General features: G+C 62.3%; 17 protein-coding genes. 8 read left to right on the top strand and 9 right to left on the bottom strand.

What is annotated here, in order from left to right; all coding sequences use genetic code 11:
- Positions 1–82: 82 nt before the first annotated feature.
- The 6 genes from CLU90_RS15875 (at position 83) to CLU90_RS15850 (ending at position 6510) form a co-directional block, all read left to right on the top strand.
- On the top strand, positions 83–1231 hold the full coding sequence (locus CLU90_RS15875) for an ABC transporter ATP-binding protein (RefSeq protein ID WP_100428365.1): 1149 nt from the start codon (positions 83–85) through the stop codon (positions 1229–1231).
- A 7-nt stretch (positions 1232–1238) separates the two neighbouring features.
- The gene (locus tag CLU90_RS15870; RefSeq protein ID WP_100428364.1) at positions 1239–2168 is read left to right on the top strand and encodes an ABC transporter permease subunit; all 930 of its coding nucleotides are present in this window, start codon (positions 1239–1241) and stop codon (positions 2166–2168) included.
- Entirely contained in the window at positions 2165–3010 is an 846-nt protein-coding gene (locus tag CLU90_RS15865) for an ABC transporter permease (protein ID WP_092711864.1), read from the top strand. Before CLU90_RS15870 ends, CLU90_RS15865 begins: the two co-directional genes overlap by 4 nt.
- A 209-nt stretch (positions 3011–3219) precedes the next feature.
- Complete coding sequence (locus tag CLU90_RS15860; RefSeq protein ID WP_100428363.1) at positions 3220–4707, top strand: aldehyde dehydrogenase; 1488 nt, start codon at positions 3220–3222, stop codon at positions 4705–4707.
- 176 nt (positions 4708–4883) lie between these two features.
- Positions 4884–6176: a type II toxin-antitoxin system HipA family toxin gene (locus CLU90_RS15855; RefSeq protein WP_232731222.1), complete on the top strand. Its 1293-nt coding sequence runs from the start codon at positions 4884–4886 to the stop codon at positions 6174–6176.
- A 1-nt stretch (position 6177) separates the two neighbouring features.
- Positions 6178–6510, top strand: a complete 333-nt coding sequence (locus tag CLU90_RS15850) for a helix-turn-helix transcriptional regulator (RefSeq protein WP_070301047.1) — start codon at positions 6178–6180, stop codon at positions 6508–6510.
- Positions 6511–6674: 164 nt separating this feature from the next.
- Here CLU90_RS15850 and panB read toward each other — a convergent pair whose 3' ends face one another.
- The 6 genes from panB to CLU90_RS15820 all read right to left on the bottom strand — a co-directional run bounded on the left by panB (position 6675) and on the right by CLU90_RS15820 (position 12015).
- A complete protein-coding gene (gene panB, locus CLU90_RS15845) occupies positions 6675–7550 on the bottom strand; it encodes a 3-methyl-2-oxobutanoate hydroxymethyltransferase (RefSeq protein ID WP_175539241.1) in 876 nt (291 codons plus the stop codon).
- Between the two features lie 109 nt (positions 7551–7659).
- On the bottom strand, positions 7660–8139 hold the full coding sequence (gene folK, locus CLU90_RS15840) for a 2-amino-4-hydroxy-6-hydroxymethyldihydropteridine diphosphokinase (protein WP_092711858.1): 480 nt from the start codon (positions 8137–8139) through the stop codon (positions 7660–7662).
- 8 nt (positions 8140–8147) lie between these two features.
- On the bottom strand, positions 8148–9524 hold the full coding sequence (gene pcnB / locus CLU90_RS15835; RefSeq protein WP_058048420.1) for a polynucleotide adenylyltransferase PcnB: 1377 nt from the start codon (positions 9522–9524) through the stop codon (positions 8148–8150).
- The gene (locus CLU90_RS15830) at positions 9517–10188 is read right to left on the bottom strand and encodes an HAD family hydrolase (RefSeq protein WP_092712228.1); all 672 of its coding nucleotides are present in this window, start codon (positions 10186–10188) and stop codon (positions 9517–9519) included. The genes pcnB and CLU90_RS15830 overlap by 8 nt, the downstream gene beginning before the upstream one ends.
- Positions 10188–10856, bottom strand: coding sequence for a DnaA regulatory inactivator Hda (hda, locus tag CLU90_RS15825; RefSeq protein WP_046684405.1), 669 nt, complete (start codon positions 10854–10856; stop codon positions 10188–10190). The genes CLU90_RS15830 and hda overlap by 1 nt, the downstream gene beginning before the upstream one ends.
- Positions 10857–10932: 76 nt before the next feature.
- The gene (locus CLU90_RS15820) at positions 10933–12015 is read right to left on the bottom strand and encodes an AI-2E family transporter (RefSeq protein WP_092711856.1); all 1083 of its coding nucleotides are present in this window, start codon (positions 12013–12015) and stop codon (positions 10933–10935) included.
- Positions 12016–12203: 188 nt separating this feature from the next.
- Here CLU90_RS15820 and purM point away from each other — a divergent pair, with 188 nt between their 5' ends.
- The gene (gene purM, locus CLU90_RS15815; RefSeq protein ID WP_034746051.1) at positions 12204–13247 is read left to right on the top strand and encodes a phosphoribosylformylglycinamidine cyclo-ligase; all 1044 of its coding nucleotides are present in this window, start codon (positions 12204–12206) and stop codon (positions 13245–13247) included.
- A gap of 64 nt (positions 13248–13311) precedes the next feature.
- Here the strand turns inward: purM and CLU90_RS15810 are convergent, their stop codons facing one another.
- Both CLU90_RS15810 and CLU90_RS15805 read right to left on the bottom strand, forming a co-directional pair.
- Positions 13312–14643 carry an MFS transporter gene (locus tag CLU90_RS15810; RefSeq protein WP_092711854.1) on the bottom strand — a complete coding sequence of 444 codons (1332 nt, stop codon included), beginning with the start codon at positions 14641–14643 and terminating at the stop codon, positions 13312–13314.
- A 127-nt stretch (positions 14644–14770) separates the two neighbouring features.
- Entirely contained in the window at positions 14771–16387 is a 1617-nt protein-coding gene (locus CLU90_RS15805; RefSeq protein ID WP_100428362.1) for a GMC family oxidoreductase, read from the bottom strand.
- A gap of 212 nt (positions 16388–16599) precedes the next feature.
- On the opposite strand from CLU90_RS15805, the gene CLU90_RS15800 reads away from it, so the two are divergent.
- Positions 16600–17385: an IclR family transcriptional regulator gene (locus CLU90_RS15800; RefSeq protein ID WP_232731221.1), complete on the top strand. Its 786-nt coding sequence runs from the start codon at positions 16600–16602 to the stop codon at positions 17383–17385.
- Here CLU90_RS15800 and CLU90_RS15795 read toward each other — a convergent pair.
- On the bottom strand, positions 17382–18596 hold the full coding sequence (locus CLU90_RS15795; RefSeq protein WP_100428360.1) for a 6-phosphofructokinase: 1215 nt from the start codon (positions 18594–18596) through the stop codon (positions 17382–17384). The genes CLU90_RS15800 and CLU90_RS15795 overlap by 4 nt on opposite strands.
- Positions 18597–18683 lie beyond the last annotated feature (87 nt).

The following is an 18683-nucleotide window of genomic DNA, read 5'->3' as shown; positions in this document are numbered from 1 at the left end:
GCAGTTCCGCTAAACTTCCATCCTGGCCGCTCTTTGTAGCGGCCAGTTTTTCATTTGACACCCTCTTACCCAAAGCACCCACATGACGATAGCAACACCAGCCGCGTCGGCCAGCGACGCCCCAGCGCCTTTCTTGCTGATTGATCAACTGGTCAAGGAATTCGATGGCGTGCGCGCCGTCAATGATATTTCCGTGACGATCAACAAGGGCGAGATTTTCGCCTTGCTGGGCAGTTCAGGTTGCGGCAAGTCGACCCTGCTGCGCATGCTGGCCGGCTTCGAGACGCCGACGTCGGGGCGCATCGCCCTGGCGGGCAGCAGCATCGTCGATGTGCCGCCGCACCAGCGCCCCATCAACATGATGTTCCAGTCCTACGCGCTGTTTCCCCATTTGTCCGTGTGGGACAACATCGCTTTCGGCCTGCGCCGCGACGGTCTGCCGAAAGCGGAAGTGGCGGCGCGCGTCGAGCAAATGCTGGCGCTGGTGCAGCTGGGCCAATACGCGAAGCGCAAGCCGCACCAGCTGTCGGGCGGGCAGCAGCAGCGCGTGGCGCTGGCGCGCAGCCTGGCCAAGCGGCCGCAGTTGCTGCTGCTCGACGAGCCGCTGGGTGCGCTCGATAAAAAACTGCGCGAGCGCACGCAGATGGAGCTGGTCAACATCATCGAGCAGGTGGGCGTCACCTGCGTGATGGTCACGCACGACCAGGACGAGGCCATGAGCATGGCCACGCGCATCGCCGTCATGAGCGAAGGGCGCATCCTGCAGGTGGGCGCACCCGGTGAAATCTATGAAACGCCGAACTGCCGCTTCGTCGCCGACTTCATCGGCAGCGTCAACCTGTTCGACGGCAGCATCACACAGGATGAACCCGATCACGTGGTCATCGCCACGCCCGATGGCGAGCACTATGTTTCGCACGGCATCACGGGCAACCTGGGCATGGATGTCTCGGTGGCCGTGCGCCCCGAAAAGATCGGCATCCAGGTCGCGCCACCCGCCTTGGAAGAACGGGCGTCGCCGGCCGAACACGGCTACAACTGCGCCCAGGGCGTGATCGTCGCGATGGCGTATTTTGGCAATGAAACCAGCTACCACGTGCGCCTCGACAGCGGCACGGTGGTGAAAGTGTCGCGCACCAACGCGGCCCGCCACGACGCCGCGCGCCTCGAGCGCGAACAGCGCGTGTGGGTGTGGTGGGATGGCGCCGACATCGTCGTGCTGACCAGCTGAGGCCATCATGACGTCCCTCCTGCAATCGCTGCGCAAGCTCGTCACCCTGCGCTGGCTCACTGGCCGCAATGCCGTCATCGCCGTGCCGTCGCTGTTCCTGACGGCCGCCTTTTTGGTGCCCTTCCTGATCGTGCTGCGCATCAGCCTGTCCGACATGGATACGGCGGGCAGTCCGTTCGGCGGCTTGCTGTCGTACGTCGACGGCATCGTCGTGCTGAAGGTGAAAATCGCCAACTACCTGTTCATCGCCGCCGATGAACTGTATCTGCTCACCTACCTCAGTTCCATCAAGTATGCGGCCATTACCACGGCCATTTGCCTCTTCATCGGCTACCCGTTCGCCTACTTCATGGCGCGCGCCAAGCCATCGATCCGCCCCGTGCTGATGATGCTGGTGATGCTGCCGTTCTGGACCTCGTTCCTGCTGCGCGTGTATGCGTGGAAGGGCATCCTGGCCAACCACGGCCTGCTCAACGACCTGCTGATCGCGCTGGGCGTCGTGAGCGAACCGCTGCACATGATGAACACCTCGTTTTCGCTGGTGGTCGGCATGGTGTACGCCTACATGCCCTTCATGATTTTGCCCCTGTATGCAAACCTCGTGAAAATGGACATGCGCTACCTGGAAGCGGCGGCCGATCTGGGCGCCACGCCCTTGCAGGCGTTCTGGCGCATCACCGTGCCCCTGTCGAAGTCGGGCATCATCGCCGGCGCCATGCTGGTGTTCATTCCATCCGTGGGCGAATACGTGATCCCCGAGCTGCTGGGCGGCCCGGAAACCCTGATGATAGGCCGCGTGCTGTGGGACGAATACTTCACGAACAACGACTGGGCCATGGCGTCGTCGGTGACGGTGCTGGTCATCCTGCTGATTCTCGTGCCGATGGCGATTTTTAACAAATACAAGACGGACCAGGACGCGGAGGAGCGCACATGAACGGACGTAACTTCTTCCAGCGCTGGTTCGGCCGCGGCTGGCTCTCGCTCGGCTACCTGTTCCTCTACCTGCCCATCATCGTGCTGATCGTCTTTTCGTTCAACAGCTCGCGCCAGGACATGGTGTGGACTGGTTTTTCGCTGCGCTGGTACAGCGAGTTGATGAGCGATGCGGAAATCATCTCGGGCTTCGGCTTGTCCCTGAAGATCGCCTTCATGTCGGCCACGTCCTCCGTCATCCTCGGCACCTTTGCCGCCTTTGCCTTGACCAGCTACCAGCGCTTCCGTGGCCGCACCGTGTTTTCCGCCATGGTCAGCGCGCCCTTGGTGATGCCGGAAGTGATCATCGGCCTGTCCCTGCTGCTGATGCTCGTGTCCATGCAAAAGGTCTTCGGTTTTCCCGAGCGGGGCGTGCTGACCATCTGGCTCGGCCACACCTTGCTGGGCATGGCGTATGCGGCCGTGGTGGTGCAATCGCGCCTGCAGGAGATGAGCAAGTCCCTGGCCGAAGCGGCCATGGACCTGGGCTGCCGCGCGCACCAGGTGTTCTTCCTCGTGACTCTGCCGAACATCACGCAAGCCCTGGCCTCGGCCTGGCTGCTGACGTTTACCCTGTCACTTGACGACGTGGTGCTGTCCGCTTTCCTGTCCGGCCCCGGCTCGACGACGATGCCGCTGGTGATCTTCTCGCGCGCGCGCCTGGGGCTCGACCCGCGCGTGAACGCCATCGCCGCGCTGACCATCCTCGTCGTGACGCTTGCCGTGATCGCGTACGCCGTGATGCTGGCGCGCGCCGACCGCAGGCGCCGCAAGCAACTGTCCGCGGCGTATTTGGGGGACTAAGTAGATCATGGGAAATTATTGTGAAGTTATGACGAACAGAACCGGATGCTCTGCAAGGCGCCCGCTGCGACGCAGTGCGAGCACTGCTAGCAGCGGGCAAGCCTCGTCGGCCACCTTGCAGAGCGCCGGGTATGGAAGTCAGAAATAACAATAATTTATTACGCCCTACTTAGGAGTAAGCTGGCGTTTTCACCTTGCAGGAGACGACCATGACGGAAAACACCAGCTGGCATGCACGGGCCGCAGCGCTCACGATCGACGGACGCGCCTTCATCAACGGCGAGCGTGCCTGGGCCACATCCGGCCAGACTTTCGACAATCTGTCGCCCATCGACGGGCGCTTGCTGGGGCAGGTGGCCCGCTGCGATGGCGCGGACGTAGACCTTGCCGTGCAAGCCGCCCGCGCCGCCTTCGACGACCGCCGCTGGGCGGGAAAATCGCCGGCGCAGCGCAAGCGCATCCTGATCAAGTTCGCCGACCTGGTGCAGCAGAACGGTCCTGAACTGGCCCTGCTGGAAACCCTGGACATGGGCAAGCCGATCAAATACAGCCAGAGCGTGGACGTGGGCGCCACGGCCAATTGCCTGCGCTGGTATGGCGAGGCGATCGACAAGGTCTACGATGAAATCGCCCCGACTCCCGCCAACAGCCTGGCCCTGATCACGCGCGAACCGGTGGGCGTCGTCGCCGCCATCGTGCCGTGGAATTACCCGATGATCATGGCGGCCTGGAAAATCGCGCCCGCCCTCGCGGCCGGCAACAGCGTGATATTGAAACCGTCCGAAAAGTCGCCGCTGACGGCGCTGCGCCTGGCCGACATCGCGCTGCAGGCGGGCGTGCCGCCAGGCGTCTTCAACGTGCTGCCCGGCTACGGCAACGAGGCGGGCGCCGCGCTGGCGCTGCACATGGACGTCGATTGCATCGGTTTTACGGGTTCCACGCGCACGGGCAAGTTGATCGTGCAGATGGCGGGCCAGTCGAATTTGAAACGGGCGTGGACGGAACTCGGCGGCAAGTCCGCCAACATCGTGTGCGCCGATTGCCCTGACCTGGACAAGGCCGTGGCGGCCGCCGTCGGTTCCATCTTCTTCAATCAGGGCGAAAGCTGCAACGCGCCCTCGCGCCTGTTCGTGGAAGAATCGATCAGGGAGGAATTTATCGCCAAGGCGCAGGCCATGCTGCCCCGCTTCCAGCCCGGCGACCCGCTCGACGAAGCCACCGTCATGGGGGCCATCGTCGACGCCACGCAGATGAAGACCGTGATGGGCTACATCGCGTCCGGCAAGCAGGAGGGTGCGCAGCTGCTGGGCGGCGGCGAGGCCGTGCGCGCGGAGACGGGCGGCTACTACGTGCAGCCGACCATCTTCGGCGTGGATGCGGGCATGACGATCGCGCGCGAAGAAATCTTCGGCCCTGTCCTTTCCGTGCTGGGCTTTACGGATATCGCCGAAGCCATCAAACAGGCCAACGCCACGCCGTATGGCTTGCAGGCGGCCGTGTGGACGTCCGACATCACCAAGGCCATCCAGACGGCGCGCGCCCTGCGTGCGGGCACCGTGCACGTCAACCAGTACGACGGCGACGACATCACCGTGCCGTTCGGCGGCTACAAACAGTCGGGCAACGGGCGTGACAAGTCGCTGCACGCGCTGGATAAATACACGGAGCTGAAGACGACGTGGATACAGGTAGGATAATTTTAAAAATGGCACTTAAAGGGACTAATTTATGATGTTAATGACTTAAAATAGTTCTTTTAGGATCCATTAAAGTTTTCATGGCGATGTATTTTTTAAAAATTTGGATCGTATAAGTGCTAATTTAAGGATAAACTGAACACAATTAGCTACTATAAGATCCAATTGGAGCCGTCATGCACTGCCATTTTCAAATTTTTCATGATGATGCGTGGCACGATTGCGCATCGCTGACTTTGCTTGATCCTGCAGGCGGCAATCCACGCACCGGTACCCTGTTCGAGTATGACCTCGATTATGCCTTCTTCAAGCTTGAGAGTGGACCTGTCTCGCTGCGGTTCCCCGTCACGGCAGAAATGCAGAAGCTGGCGCAATGGCCAGCTTTTATCTTTGACCTGATTCCCCAGGGAAGCGGCCGGACATATCTGCTTGGGCAGCTTCAACTGGCCGATGGTCCGGCTGCCGATTTTCCGCTGGCGTGTGCCGGTGCATTCAATCCAGTCGGGCGCGTGCGCATCGCCGAGGCCGTGCAGTACTACGCACACCATATGAATCGCCACGACAAGGGCAAGCCGCAGACCGGCTTTTCACTGGACGAGATTATAGGTCGCGGCGATGCCTTCAATGAGCGCATGCTGATGCATAGCATGTTGGCCGCTGGTAGTCTGGGGGTACAAGGAGCGGCACCGAAATATCTGCTGACCACCGACCATGCTGGTCTCTGGCATGCCGATGGCGCTCTGGCGGACCAGAACGCGGCTGCACATTTCATCGTCAAGCGTCCGCGCGGAAAGACCGCCAGCGACGCCAAGGTATTGAGAAATGAAGCCGCATACATGACTGTTGCGCGCGCGGTGGGCTTGCGCACCGAAGGCCAACTGCGCTACCAGGACGATACCTTGTTCATTCCCCGTTTTGACCGCCGCATCCGCGATGGAAAAGTGCTGCGACTGCATCAGGAAAGCGCCGCTTCGCTGGCAGGTATCGTTGGCTTTGAAGCCACGCCCAGCCAGTTTGTATTATTGCAGGCGCTGCGCGCCGTCGTCAGCGACAAGACTGCGGAAACCATTGAATTTCTCAAACGCGATATCTTGAACCTGGCCATGCGCAATACCGATAATCACGCACGTAATACGGCGGTACAGCAAGTGGGTGCCGAGGTGCGCCTCACGCCGCTGTTCGATTTTGCGCCGATGTACCTGGACCCGGACGGCATACCACGCGCGGCGCGCTGGTATCACCCGGATACCAAAAACGAGTTGCATGACTGGACGACGATACTGGCTACGATCGGCATGCCGGACGTCGAACGCCAGCAGGTTCGCCTCGCGCTATACGGATTTGCCCAGCAACTGGCTGCGCTGGAACAGCATATGCAGGAGGCAGGCGTGGATGATGACATCATTGCTTTCCTTCGGCCACATATCGCCGGGCAGCTCGCACAGCTCAAGGCATTGGGAGAGCACTGACATGGCGCGTACGAAAAAGACCGTTGACAAGGAGGAGTTGCGGCAGCGCAGGGCGGTGCTTTACGAAGCCATTGAAGCAGGCGCCATCACGCTACAGCACGCCGTCAAGGAAATGCGCGCCATCTCGCGCATGACGCAGGCAGAGTTTGCGACGCACCGGGGCGTGAGCACAAAGGTCATCAAGGAAATCGAGAGCGGCAAGGGTAATCCGACCATCCAGACGCTGAATCGCATCGGACAGTTCTTTGGACTGGAGGTGGCGTTTGTACGGACAGAAACGCTGCGAGAAAAAAAAATCGCCCCGGCAAGTACCGGGGCGATATCGCCTCAATAGGCTAAGTAATCCTCAGGAAATTATTGTGAAATTATGACGAACATAGCCGGATGCTATGCAAGGCGTCCGCCGCGACGCAGTGCGAGCACTGCGAGCGGTGGGCAACGCCGCAGAGTGCCGGTTATGGAAGTCAGAAATCACAATAATTTATGGGGTTACTTGGATCAGAAGCAGTGTTCCAGCGCCGGGAAGCTGCCATCCTTGACGGCTTTCACATAGCCGGTGACGGCGTCGTCGATGCTGGCGGCGCCTTCCATGAAGTTGCGCACGAAGCGCGCCTTGCGGCCTGGGAAGACGCCCAGCATGTCGTGCATGACGAGGACCTGGCCCGAGCAGTCGGGACCTGCGCCGATGCCGATCGTCGGTATCGTCAGCATGTCCGTCACTTCCTTGCCCAGCTGCGACGGCATCGCTTCCATCAGCACGATGGCGGCGCCCGCGTTTTGCAGCACCAGCGCGTCGTTCTTCAGTTCCGCCGCGCTTTCCGTGCTCTTGCCTTGCACTTTATAGCCGCCCAGCTGGTGCACGGATTGCGGCGTCAGGCCGATGTGGGCGCAGATGGGGATGCCGCGCTCGGTGAGGAAACGGACCGTTTCGGCCAGCCAGGCGCCGCCTTCGATCTTGACCATGTGCGCGCCAGCCTGCATCAGGATGACGGCGTTGGCGTACGCCGTCTCGGGCGTGCCGTACGCGCCGAATGGCAAGTCGGCCATGATCATGGCCGACTTGCTGCCGCGCGCGACGGACGCCGTGTGGTAGGCCAGTTCGGCCACGGTGACGGGCAGGGTAGAGTTGAGGCCGTTGCAAACCATGCCGAGCGAATCGCCGATCAGCAGGATTTCCACGCCGCAGCGGTCCATCAGCGACGCGAAGCTGGCGTCATAGCAGGTCAGCATGGTGATCTTTTCGCCGGCGGCGCGCAGCGTGGCCAGAGTGTGGATGGTCACGGCCTTGTTGGCGACAGGTTTGGCTGGCGCCGGCGCCGGTGTGGCGGCCTTGTCTTTTGCGGCCAGATCTGTTCCTTGCAAATAAGCGGACATAGGTATTCTCTAGAGTGAAAGGGGGTGATGCGATTGCGACGCCGCTAGTGTAGTACTTTATGCGGCGTGCTGCAGGGACGGCATTGTAGTGTATGTCTGGGGCGGTGGCTCAGAGTTGGCTGATGGCCTGGCCGGCCACGTTGGCCAGGTAGTCCTGCGCCGGCCCGAGTCCGGGCACGGAAATGGCGGGCGCCAGGGCCAAGAGCGGCACCAGCACGAAGGCGCGCTCGGTGAGGCGTGGATGGGGCACCGTCAGGGTGGCGCTGGCGATCTGCTCGTCGCCGTACAGCAGCAAGTCCAGGTCCAGGGTGCGCGGGGCGTTGCGGTAGGGCCGCTCGCGTCCGTGCGCCGCCTCGATGGCGTGCAGGGCCAGCAGCAGTTCCTCTGCCGGCAGGGTAGTGCTGATGCGCGCCACGGCGTTGATGTAGTCGTCACCGCTCGAGTCGATGGGCGCCGTGCGGTAGCTGGCCGAGGCATCGAGCAAGCTGGCGCCGGGCAGGCGCGCCAGGCGCGCGATCGCATCGTGCACATTCGCGCGCGCGTCGCCCAGGTTCGCCCCGATGCCGATGTAGGCGGTAACCGGCTGCATGACTACGTTCACTCGCCGCTGGTGCTGCCGGTGGTCGAGCCGCCGCCCGTGCCGGTCTTGCTGCGCGTGCTGCGGCGCGGCGGGCGCTTCTTCTTGACGGCGCCCGGCGCGGCATTGGCGCTGACGAGCAGCGCTTCGCGCGTTTCCTCGTCGCCTTCATAGAAGGCCGTCCACCATTCGCCGATGTCCATGTCGATCTCGCCCGAGGCGCAGCGCAGCAGCAGGAAGTCGTAGCCGGCGCGGAAGCGCAGGTGCTCGAGCAGTTTGTACGGCGCCTTGCCGACCCGGCGCTCGAAGCGCGGCTGCATCGACCAGATGTCGCGCATGTCGGAACCGATCTTGCGCTGCAAGGCCAGTTTTTCCGTTTGCGAATCGAGCACGTCGTCGGCCGCCAGGTGCAGCGCGGGAATCGTCGATTCGCCCGCGGCACGGTAGGCCGTCCATTTTTCCAGCACCTGGTGCCACAGCAGCGAGGCAAACAAAAAGCCCGGCGAGACGGTCTTGCCGGCGGCGATGCGCTGGTCGGTCGCGTCCAGCGCCAGGGTGACGAATTTGGCGCCCAGCGGCTGCTCCAGCACCACGTCGAGCAGCGGCAGCAGGCCATGATGCAAGCCTTCCTTGCGCAGCTGCTGCAGGCAGGCCAGCGCATGGCCGCTCATCAGGAGTTTGAGCATTTCGTCGAACACGCGCGGCGCGGGCACGTTGTTGATCAGCGGCGCCATGACGGGAATCGGCGCGGCCGTGTGCGGCTCGATGGTGAATTTCAGCTTGGCGGCGAAGCGCACGACGCGCAGCATGCGCACGGGGTCTTCGCGGTAGCGCTCTTCCGGCTTGCCGATCATGCGCAGGGTCTTGGCGCGGATGTCTTCCACGCCGCCGTGGTAATCGAGCACTTCCTGCGTGGCCGGGTTGTAATACATGGCGTTGATGGTGAAGTCGCGGCGCAGCGCGTCTTCGTGCTGCAAGCCGAAGGTGTTGTCGCGCAGGACGCGGCCATGTTCATCCTTGGGCGCGGAGTCGGCGCCGGCGCCGCGGAAGGTCGTCACTTCCAGCAAATCCTGGCCGAACATCACGTGGACGATCTGGAAACGCTTGCCGATGATGAAGGCGCGGCGGAACAAACGCTTGACCTGTTCCGGCGTGGCGTTGGTGGCGATGTCGAAGTCTTTCGGTTTCACGCCCAGCAGCAGGTCGCGCACGGCGCCGCCGACGACAAAGGCCTCGAAGCCCGCTTCCTGCAGGCTGCTGGTGACGCGGATGGCATTCGACGACACCAGTTTCGGGTCGATTCCGTGTTGCGCAGGACCGAGCACGATGGGTGCCGTGGTGTCGCGCGCTGCCTCTTTTTTAACGCCGAGGATCTTGCGGATGAATTTTTTAATCATTGAATAAGTGAAGTGATGGCCAGCCGTGGAGGGATGCGTGTGCGCTCAAAGCGGTGTTGGGGTTGGTCGCGACCGGGTGGGTCACGACCGACAGCAGGGGAATGTCGTTGTGCGAATCGCTGTAAAAATAGCTGCGCTCGAACTGCCCCAGTTCCTTGCCCATCTTTTCCAGCCAGGCGTGGGTGTGGGTCAGCTTGCCCGCGCCCAGGGTCGGCGTGCCCACCAGCTTGCCCGTGACGTTGCCTGCATCGTCATATTCGGGCATGGCGGCCAGCAGGTGCTCGACGCCCAGCGCGTCGGCGATGGGTTTGGTGATGAAATGGTTGGTGGCCGTGACGATGGCCAGCAGGTCGCCCGCGTCCTGGTGCTGCTTGATCAGCGCCACGACTTCCGGACGGATGACCGGCAAGACCACTTCGGCCATGAATTGCCGGTGCAGGGCTTCCAGGCGCTCGCGCGGGAATTGCGCCAGGGTGCCCAGCGAAAATTCCAGGTATTCCACCGGGTCGAGCGTGCCGGCCTGGTATTGCGCGAAAAATTCGTCGTTGCGGCGGGTGAATTCGGCGGCGTCCACGGCACCGATGCGTACCAGGAATTCGCCCCACTCGTGATCCGAGTCGATGGGCAGCAGGGTGTGGTCGAGGTCAAACAGGGCCAGATTCATCATTCTTTCGCTTCCGCCTGCAGCAACTCGCGCAACAATGGCAAGGTGATCGGGCGTTGGGTTTCAAGGGAGTAGAGGTCGAGAGAGTCCAGCATCGTCGACAGCGAACGCATGTCGCGCCGGAAATGGGACAGCAGATAGGGTAACACGCCGGGCGACAAGGTCAAGCCGCGGGTGGTGGCCGCCTGGGTCAGGGCGGCGATTTTTTCTTCGTCGGTCAAGCCGTGGATCTGGTAGATCAAGCCCCAGCCCATGCGCGTACGCAAGTCTTCGCGCACGGGCAGCACGGCGGGCGGCACGGCGCCGCTGCACACCATGAACGCCTTGTTGGCGCGGATTTCATTGAACAGGGCAAAGGCGTCGATCTGCGCCAGCGGCGACAGCTTTTCGCAGTCGTCGAGCAGGTACAGGTCGACGTCAGGCGAATACACGAATTCGGACTCGATCGAGAAGGGCGAAATGTAGCGCGCGCGCTCGGTGCTGGCCAGGGCCTTGAGCAGGTGGCTCTTGCCGGCGGCCAGTTCGCCCCACAGGTAGGCAAAATGTTCGCGCGACGTGCGCGCGGCGAACTGGCGCATCAGCTGCGCCACTTCGGCATTCTGTCCCACCTCGAAGGTATCGAGGCTGTGCGCCTGGTCTGTGCCTAAATCGAGCACCAGTTGTTTCATGGCGTACGCCTTGTCCTGTTTTTCATTACTGCATGTGCATCGTGGTATTGCTAGGTTGATATGATATCCGCTTTTACTAGGTATTATAGAAGCTGCTGGAGAGGTAGTGGCGTCTTAGATGCTTAAAAGCGACCATCAGCACGGCAGAAGCGGGTAAAGCAAGCAAAACGCCGACGAAACCGAACAATTGTCCGAAAGCCAATAAGGCAAAGATCACGGCCAGCGGGTTCAGGCCTATGCGCTCGCCCACCAGGCGCGGCGTGAGGAAAAAGCCTTCGATGACCTGGCCGCAGCCATAGATGACGGCTACGGCGATGAGCCCGCTCCAGTCGGCAAACTGCAGCAGGGCGGCGATCAGCGCCAGCATCAGGCCCAGGCCGAAGCCCAGATAGGGGATGAACACCAGCAAGCCCGTGATGATGCCCACAGGCAATGCCACTTCAAAACCGGCAATGGCCAGCGCCACCGAGTAATACGTGGCCAGCACCAGCATGACGAGCAACTGGCCGCGCAGGTATTGCGCCAGCAGGGTGTCGACTTCCTGCGCCATGCCCACCGTGCGGCCGACCCAGCGGCGCGGCACGGCGCCGGCGATGCGCGCCAGCATCGGATGCCAGTCCAGCAACAGATAGAACAGCACGACGGGAATCAGCACGACGGTGGCCAGCCAGCCCAGCACGGCCGTGCCGCCGATGCGGGCTGAGGCCAGTACCGTGCTCCAGATTTCATCGCCGCTGGTGGCCATCTGCTGGCTCAGCATGCGCTTGATGCCCGTGCCGTCCAGGCGCACGCGGATGCCCAGGTCGCGCAGTTTCGGCGCGAGGAACTCGTTCGCCTTGCTGAGAAATTGCGGGATTTGCGCCTGTAGGAGCGGGATTTCCTTTTGCAATACGGGCACGACGATCAGCACCAGTGCCGTAATGGCGAGGAAAAACAACACTACGACGACGAGCACGGCCAGCGGACGGGGCACGTAAAAGCGCTTGTAATGGAGGCGCTGCAAGCGGTCCACGCCGGGATTGAGCACGTAGGCGAGGATGGCGGCGGCCAGGAAGGGCGTCAGGATGGGGCCCAGGCTGACGAGCAGCAGCAAAAATGCCAGCCAGACCGCGATCCAAAATGCTGTTTGCTTCTGTTCGGCGGTGATGGCGAATGGCATGTAGTTTGTGCTGTTGCGTTAAAAAAAGGCAGTTAATTACGAAATAGCGGGGCAGTTTGATAAAATAGCGTCTTGATCGACCGAATTCACCCGCTGGCGCCCTGCCGCACGATGTTGAAAAACATGCTTGCGCGCGCGTGCCGGCGGGTATCCGCCTTCTATTTTACCGCCTCCGCTGCCACCACACCATGAACCAGACTTCTAATGTTTCCCTTTCCTACCGTGACGCTGGCGTCGATATCGACGCAGGCGACGCTTTAGTCGAAGCAATCAAGCCGTTTGCCAAGCGCACCCTGCGCGAAGGCGTGATGGGCGGCCTGGGCGGTTTTGGCGCCATGTTTGAAATCAGCAAGAAGTACAAGGAACCGGTGCTGGTCTCGGGCACCGACGGCGTGGGCACGAAATTGCGCCTGGCATTCGAACTGAACCGCCATGACACGGTCGGCATCGACCTGGTCGCCATGAGCGTCAACGACATCCTCGTGCAAGGCGCCGAGCCGCTGTTCTTCCTCGACTACTTCGCTTGCGGCAAGCTGGACGTGGCCATTGCCACCGACGTCATCAAGGGCATCGCCCAGGGTTGCGAACAAGCCGGTTGCGCGCTGATCGGCGGCGAAACGGCGGAAATGCCGAGCATGTACCCGGCCGGCGAATACGACCTGGCAGGTTTTGCCGTCGGCGCCGTGGAAAAATCGAAAATCATCGACGGCACCAAGATCGCTCCGGGCGACGTGGTGCTGGGCCTGGCCTCGTCGGGCGTGCACTCGAACGGTTACTCGCTGGTGCGCAAGATCATCGAAGTGGCGAAACCTGACCTGGAAGGCGACTTCCACGGCCGCAAGCTGGCCGACGTGCTGATGCAGCCGACGCGCATCTACGTCAAGCCGCTGCTGGCGCTGATGGATGCCATGGAAGTCAAGGGCATGGTGCACATCACCGGTGGCGGCCTGGTGGAAAACATCCCGCGCGTGCTGCAGCCTGGCCTGGTGGCCGAACTGGATTCGAAGGCATGGACCATGCCACCGCTGTTCACGTGGCTGCAACAGCACGGCGGCGTGGCTGACGCCGAAATGCACCGCGTCTTCAACTGCGGCATCGGCATGACCGTCATCGTCTCGCAAGAGAACGCCGACGCCGCCATCGCCCAGCTGCAAGCGGCCGGCGAAACCGTGTCGCGCATCGGCACGATCCGCGCGCGTAACGGCGACGAGCACCAGACGATCGTCATCTAAGCTGTAGCTTGAATGGAAAAGGCAGGCGCTCGCGAGAGGCCTGCCTTTTTTACGTCCGGATATCTTACCTTGCGTGCGCCGTCTTCATGCGCCCATCCGGCTGCGAGCCGCCTTTTCCGATCATGGCCACGCTGACGGCCGAGACGAGGGAGGCGAACAGGATGTAGCCGACGATGTGCCACGGCTCGCCATTGCCCGTTTTCAGCAGGTAGGTGGCGATGATGGGAGTCAGGCCGCTGGCGAAGATGCCGGAGAACTGGTACACGAAGGAGATGCCCGTGTAGCGCACCTTGGCGTCGAACAGGTCGCAGAACAGGGCCGCTTCCGGGCCGTACACGGCCGAATACAGCACGCCCAGCGGGATGATCACGGAACACCACAGCAGCAAGGGATTGTCGGCGTGGTTAAGCATGATCCAGAAGGCGGGAATCGACGACACGCCCGTGATCAGCGAGCCCCAGAAAAACACTTTGGTACGGCCGATGCGGTCCGACAGGCGGCCGAAGAACGGGATGCAGAAGCACATCACGACGGCCGACGCCATCACGCCCATCAGCGCTTCCGTGCGGTCGATCTTGATGGTGTTGGTCAGATAGGTGATGGAAAACACGCCGAAGATATTGAAGAACACGCCGTCGATATAGCGCGCGCCCATGCCCTTCAAGACGTTGCCCGGATAGCGTTTCAGCAGGTCGAAGAAAGGGATCTGCGTCTCCGCGTTCTTCTCCTTGACGGCCTGGAACTCGGGCGTTTCCATCACGTTCAACCGTATCCACATGCCGATGAAGACGAGGGCGGCCGACAGGATGAAGGCGACGCGCCAGCCCCAGGACAGGAATTGAGTATCCGTCAAGGTGTACGACAGGATCGCCACCACGCCCGAAGCGAGGCACAAGCCGATGGCCAGGCCGATCTGCGGCAGGCTGGCGTAGAAGCCGCGCTCTTTCGGGGGCGCATATTCATACGCCATCAGCACGGCGCCGCCCCATTCGCCACCGAGGCCGATACCCTGCAGCACGCGCAGGAACAGCAGCAAGCCCGGGGCCCAGTAACCGATGTGGTCGTAGGTGGGCAGCACGCCGATCAGGAAGGTGGAGATCCCCATGATCATCAGGGTCATCACCAGCATGCTCTTGCGGCCGATCTTGTCGCCGAAGTGGCCGAAGATCACGCCGCCGATGGGGCGCGACAGAAAGCCCACGGCGAAGGTGCCGTAAGCGAGCATGGTCGAGACGAGCGGATCGCCGCCCGGGAAATACAGCTTGCTGAACACGATGCCGGCCACGACGCCGTATAAAAAGAAGTCGTACCACTCGATGGTGGCGCCGATCACGCTGGCCATCACGACTTTCCGTAGCTCTTTGGCCTTTTTCGGATGGTTCGGATTGTTATCCATAATATCTAGTCTCCAATCGATATCGATTATGTGTTTTTTTGATGCTTGGCTTGTCGCCGAGTCATTGAAGGCGGGGCCGTCCGCCCGCCGCTGGCATCCTCCTGGGTGAGGTGGAATGGGGAGCTGACTAGGCAGCCTTGGGCAGGCGCACGGCGTCCGCCAGGATCATGTCGGCCGCTTTTTCGGCGATCATGATGGTGGGCGCGTTCGTATTGCCCGAGACGATTTCCGGCATGATCGACGCATCGACCACGCGCAGGTTCCGCATGCCGTGCACGCGCAGGCGCTCGTCGACGACGGCCATGGCGTCGTGGCCCATCTTGCAGGTACCGCTCGGGTGATAGATCGACTGGCTGAAGCGCCGCGCCGCGTCCAGCAGTTCCTCATCGCTCTGGAACTGCGGGCCGGGCACGAACTCGGCAATGATGTGCGGCGCCAGCGACGGGGCGGCGGCGATTTTTCGGGCCACGCGCAGGGCCGCGATCGCCGTTTGCTGGTCGCGCGGGTCGGACAGGTAGTTCGGGTAGATGCCCGGATACGCAAACGGATCGGCGGACTTGATCGACACGTGGCCGCGGCTGTGCGGGCGCAGCTGGCATACGGACGAGGTGAAGGCGGAAAACGGATGCGCGCCTTCGCCCGGCTTGTCGGCGCTCAGCGGCTGCATGTGGAACTGGATGTCGGGCCGCTCCACGTCGGGCGACGACTTCGTAAACACCGTCACCTGGCTGGCCGCCAGGGTCAACGGTCCCGAGCGGGAAAACACATATTGCATGCCTACCCACAGCTTGCCCCACAGGCTGTTGACTTCATCGTTCAGGGTTTTCAGCCGCGTCTTGAAGACGAGGCGGATTTGCAGATGGTCTTGCAAATTCTGTCCCACGCCGGGCAGATCGTGCACCAGCGGCACGCCCACTTCCTCGAGCAGGGCGCGTGGTCCCACGCCCGAGCATTGCAGGATTTGCGGCGAGCCGATGGCGCCCGCGCATAAAATCACTTCGCCGCTGGCGCGCGCCTGGCGCAGCTGGCCATCCTGCCGATACTCGATGCCGACGGCGCGCTTGCCCTCGAACAGCACGCGCGTGATTTGCGCGCGCACTTCCACGCGCAGGTTGACGCGCTTGCGGGCCGGCCGCAGGAAGGCTTTTGCCGTGCTCCAGCGCAGGCCTTTGCTGGCCGTCTGCTGGAAGTAGCCCACGCCTTCCTGCGTGGCGCCGTTGTAATCGGCATTGAAGGGGATGCCGCTTTCCGTGGCGCCGGCAATAAAGTGTTCGGCGATGGGACGGCGCAGCCGCAGGTCCGACACCTTTAACGGACCGCCCACGCCATGGTAATCGCTGGCGCCCCGTTCCTGGTCTTCCGACTTTTTAAAGTAGGGCAGCACTTCGGCATAGCTCCAGCCGGCATTGCCCAGTTCGGCCCAGCGGTCGTAATCTTCCTTCTGGCCCCGCACGTACAGCAAGCCGTTGAGCGAGCTGGAGCCGCCCAGCACCTTGCCGCGTGGCCATTGCAACTGGCGCCCGGCGATGCCGGCGTCCGCTTCCGTGCGGTAGCACCAGTCCAGCTTGGGGTCGTGCATGGTCTTGAAATAGCCGACCGGCACGTGTATCCAGGGATTGTTGTCCTTGCCGCCCGCTTCCAGCAGCAGTACCTGGTTGCGGCTGTCGTGCGACAGGCGGTTGGCCAGCACGCAGCCGGCGGAACCGGCGCCGACAACGATGTAATCGTAGTGTGTTTGCAACATTGCTTGTCTCCTGCGTAGCGGTATCGCGCCGCCTCGGCGGGCGGTTTTTGCGATACACTGGTCTTTATTGATTATTTTTGGAACGTCTGGTTCCATTTATAAAAGACGTGCAGCACCGGGACAAGCGGAAACAGCCGCATACGCGAGAGGTGAAACAGAACATGCATGATGCGTTTCAAAAACGGCCGGGCGAGGCCGAAGAAGGTGGTCAAGTGGAGACCGGCACAACGGCCAGCCATGGCGACGAGGCGCGGGGATTGCGCGTGCTGAGGCTGATCGAGCATCTGGCCAGCGCCAGCCAGCCCCTGACCCTGTCGCAGCTGGCCGCGCGCATGCAGGTGCCCAAGGCCAGCATGATGCGTTTGCTCGATACCCTGGAGCAGCACGGCTATGTGCTGCGCACACCCGTGGGACGCGGCTATGTGCCCGGTGCCGCCTCGACCAACCTGGCGCTGGCGACCTTGCGCAACAATGCCCTGATCCGCGTGAGCCGCAGCATCCTGGGCAGCCTGGTGGCCGTCACGGGCGAGACGTGCAATCTGGCCATTCCCGAAGGTAATGCCATCGTCTACGTGGACAGGGTGGAAACGCAGGAAGCGCTACGTCTGCATTTGGTGCTGGGCAGCCGCGCGCCCATGCATTGCACGGCCAGCGGCAAGCTGTTTTTGGCGCACATGAGTTTGCTTGAGCGGCGCGAATTGCTGGCCATGCTGGGGCTGGAAGCGCGCACGCCGAAAAGCATCACGGACCCGGCATTGCTCGAGCGCGAAATCGTGCGCATCGCCCGCCTGGGCATCGGCATCGATGACGAGGAATTCGTGCACGGCATGGTGGCCGTGGCCGTGCCCATCTGCGCGGCCGACGGGCGCATCGTGGCGGCCGTCGCCTGCCACGCGCCCGTGGCGCGCAAATCCGTGGAGCAGCTGATGCAGCACGTGCCCCAGCTCAAGGAGGCGGCCGTCAAGCTGCGGCCGCTGTTGCTGGCGGAGTCCAGCTAGGGTTTCAGGACCTTCGCCACTTTCGCGGCGCGCAGGCGGAAGGCATCGGGCATGCCCGAGCCCAGCAGCGGTCGCAGATACAGCCTGAACGCATCGGTGACGTCCGTGCCGCTGGCGCTGATGAACTCGTCTTCCATGGTGCGCGTCTTGCCCGCCACTTCCGTCAATGGCAGCAGTTCGTAATCGACGGAATAAAAGCCCGTGCGCTTGATGGCGACTGAGCCGTCGCGGTCGCCCCACATGGCGAACTGCACGGCCTTTTCGCCCACCTCGCGGGCTTCGCGCTGGTCGACGTCGGAAACGCAGCCGATGAAGGAGCGCTGCAGATAGCCGAAGGTATCGCCGCGCACACGCTTGATGCCGAGCTTGGCCTTGATTTCGTCGCACAGCAGGTCGGCCAGCGCGCCCGTGCCCGACAATTGCACATTGCCATGCGCATCGCGTTCGACTTCTTTCGCCAGCAGGCTGGCGATCGGCTCGCCCGAGGCGTCGTGGATGCCTTCCGAGACGGCGATCACGCAGCGGCCATATTTTTCATACGTTGTCTTCACGTCGGCAAGAAACTGTTCCAGCACGAAGACGCGCTCGGGCAGGTAGATCAGGTGCGGGCCATCGTCGGGGAACTTCTTGCCCAGCGCCGAGGCGGCCGTCAAGAAGCCCGCGTGACGACCCATCACGACGCCCACGTACACGCCGGGCAAGGCCGCGTTGTCGAGGTTGGCGCCGGCGAACGCTTGCGCGACGAAACGCGCGGCCGAGGGAAAGCCCGGCGTGTGGTCGCTGCCGACCAGGTCGTTGTCGATGGTTTTCGGGATGTGGATGCAGCGCAGCGGATAGCCGGCCTTGTGCGCTTCCTCGCTGACGATGCGCACCGTGTCGGACGAGTCGTTGCCGCCGATATAAAAGAAATGTTCGATCTCGTGCGCGCGCAGCACTTCGAAGATTTGCTGGCAGTAGGCGATGTCGGGCTTGTCGCGCGTGGAGCCGAGGGCAGAGGACGGCGTGGCGGCCACCAGTTCCAGGTTATGGCTGGTTTCCTGCGTCAGATCGACGAATTCTTCATTGACGATGCCGCGCACGCCGTGCAGCGCGCCATACACGCGCGTGACGTGCTGGAAGCGCCGCGATTCGAGCACCACGCCTACCAGCGACTGATTGATGACGGCGGTCGGACCGCCTCCCTGGGCAACAAGAATTTTTCCAGACGGCATGGGATTTCCTCGTAAATGGAACGGCCCTCCAGCCTACTCCTTTTTTGCCGGGACGCTGTCTTTTCCGCTATGTGTTCTATCTCAGCC

It is taken from the genome of Janthinobacterium sp. 67 (assembly GCF_002797895.1).
In the GTDB taxonomy this organism is placed as follows: Bacteria; Pseudomonadota; Gammaproteobacteria; order Burkholderiales; family Burkholderiaceae_D; genus Janthinobacterium.
Note: the sequence above shows the minus strand (reverse complement) of the source record. Positions and strands in the feature narration are given on the sequence as shown.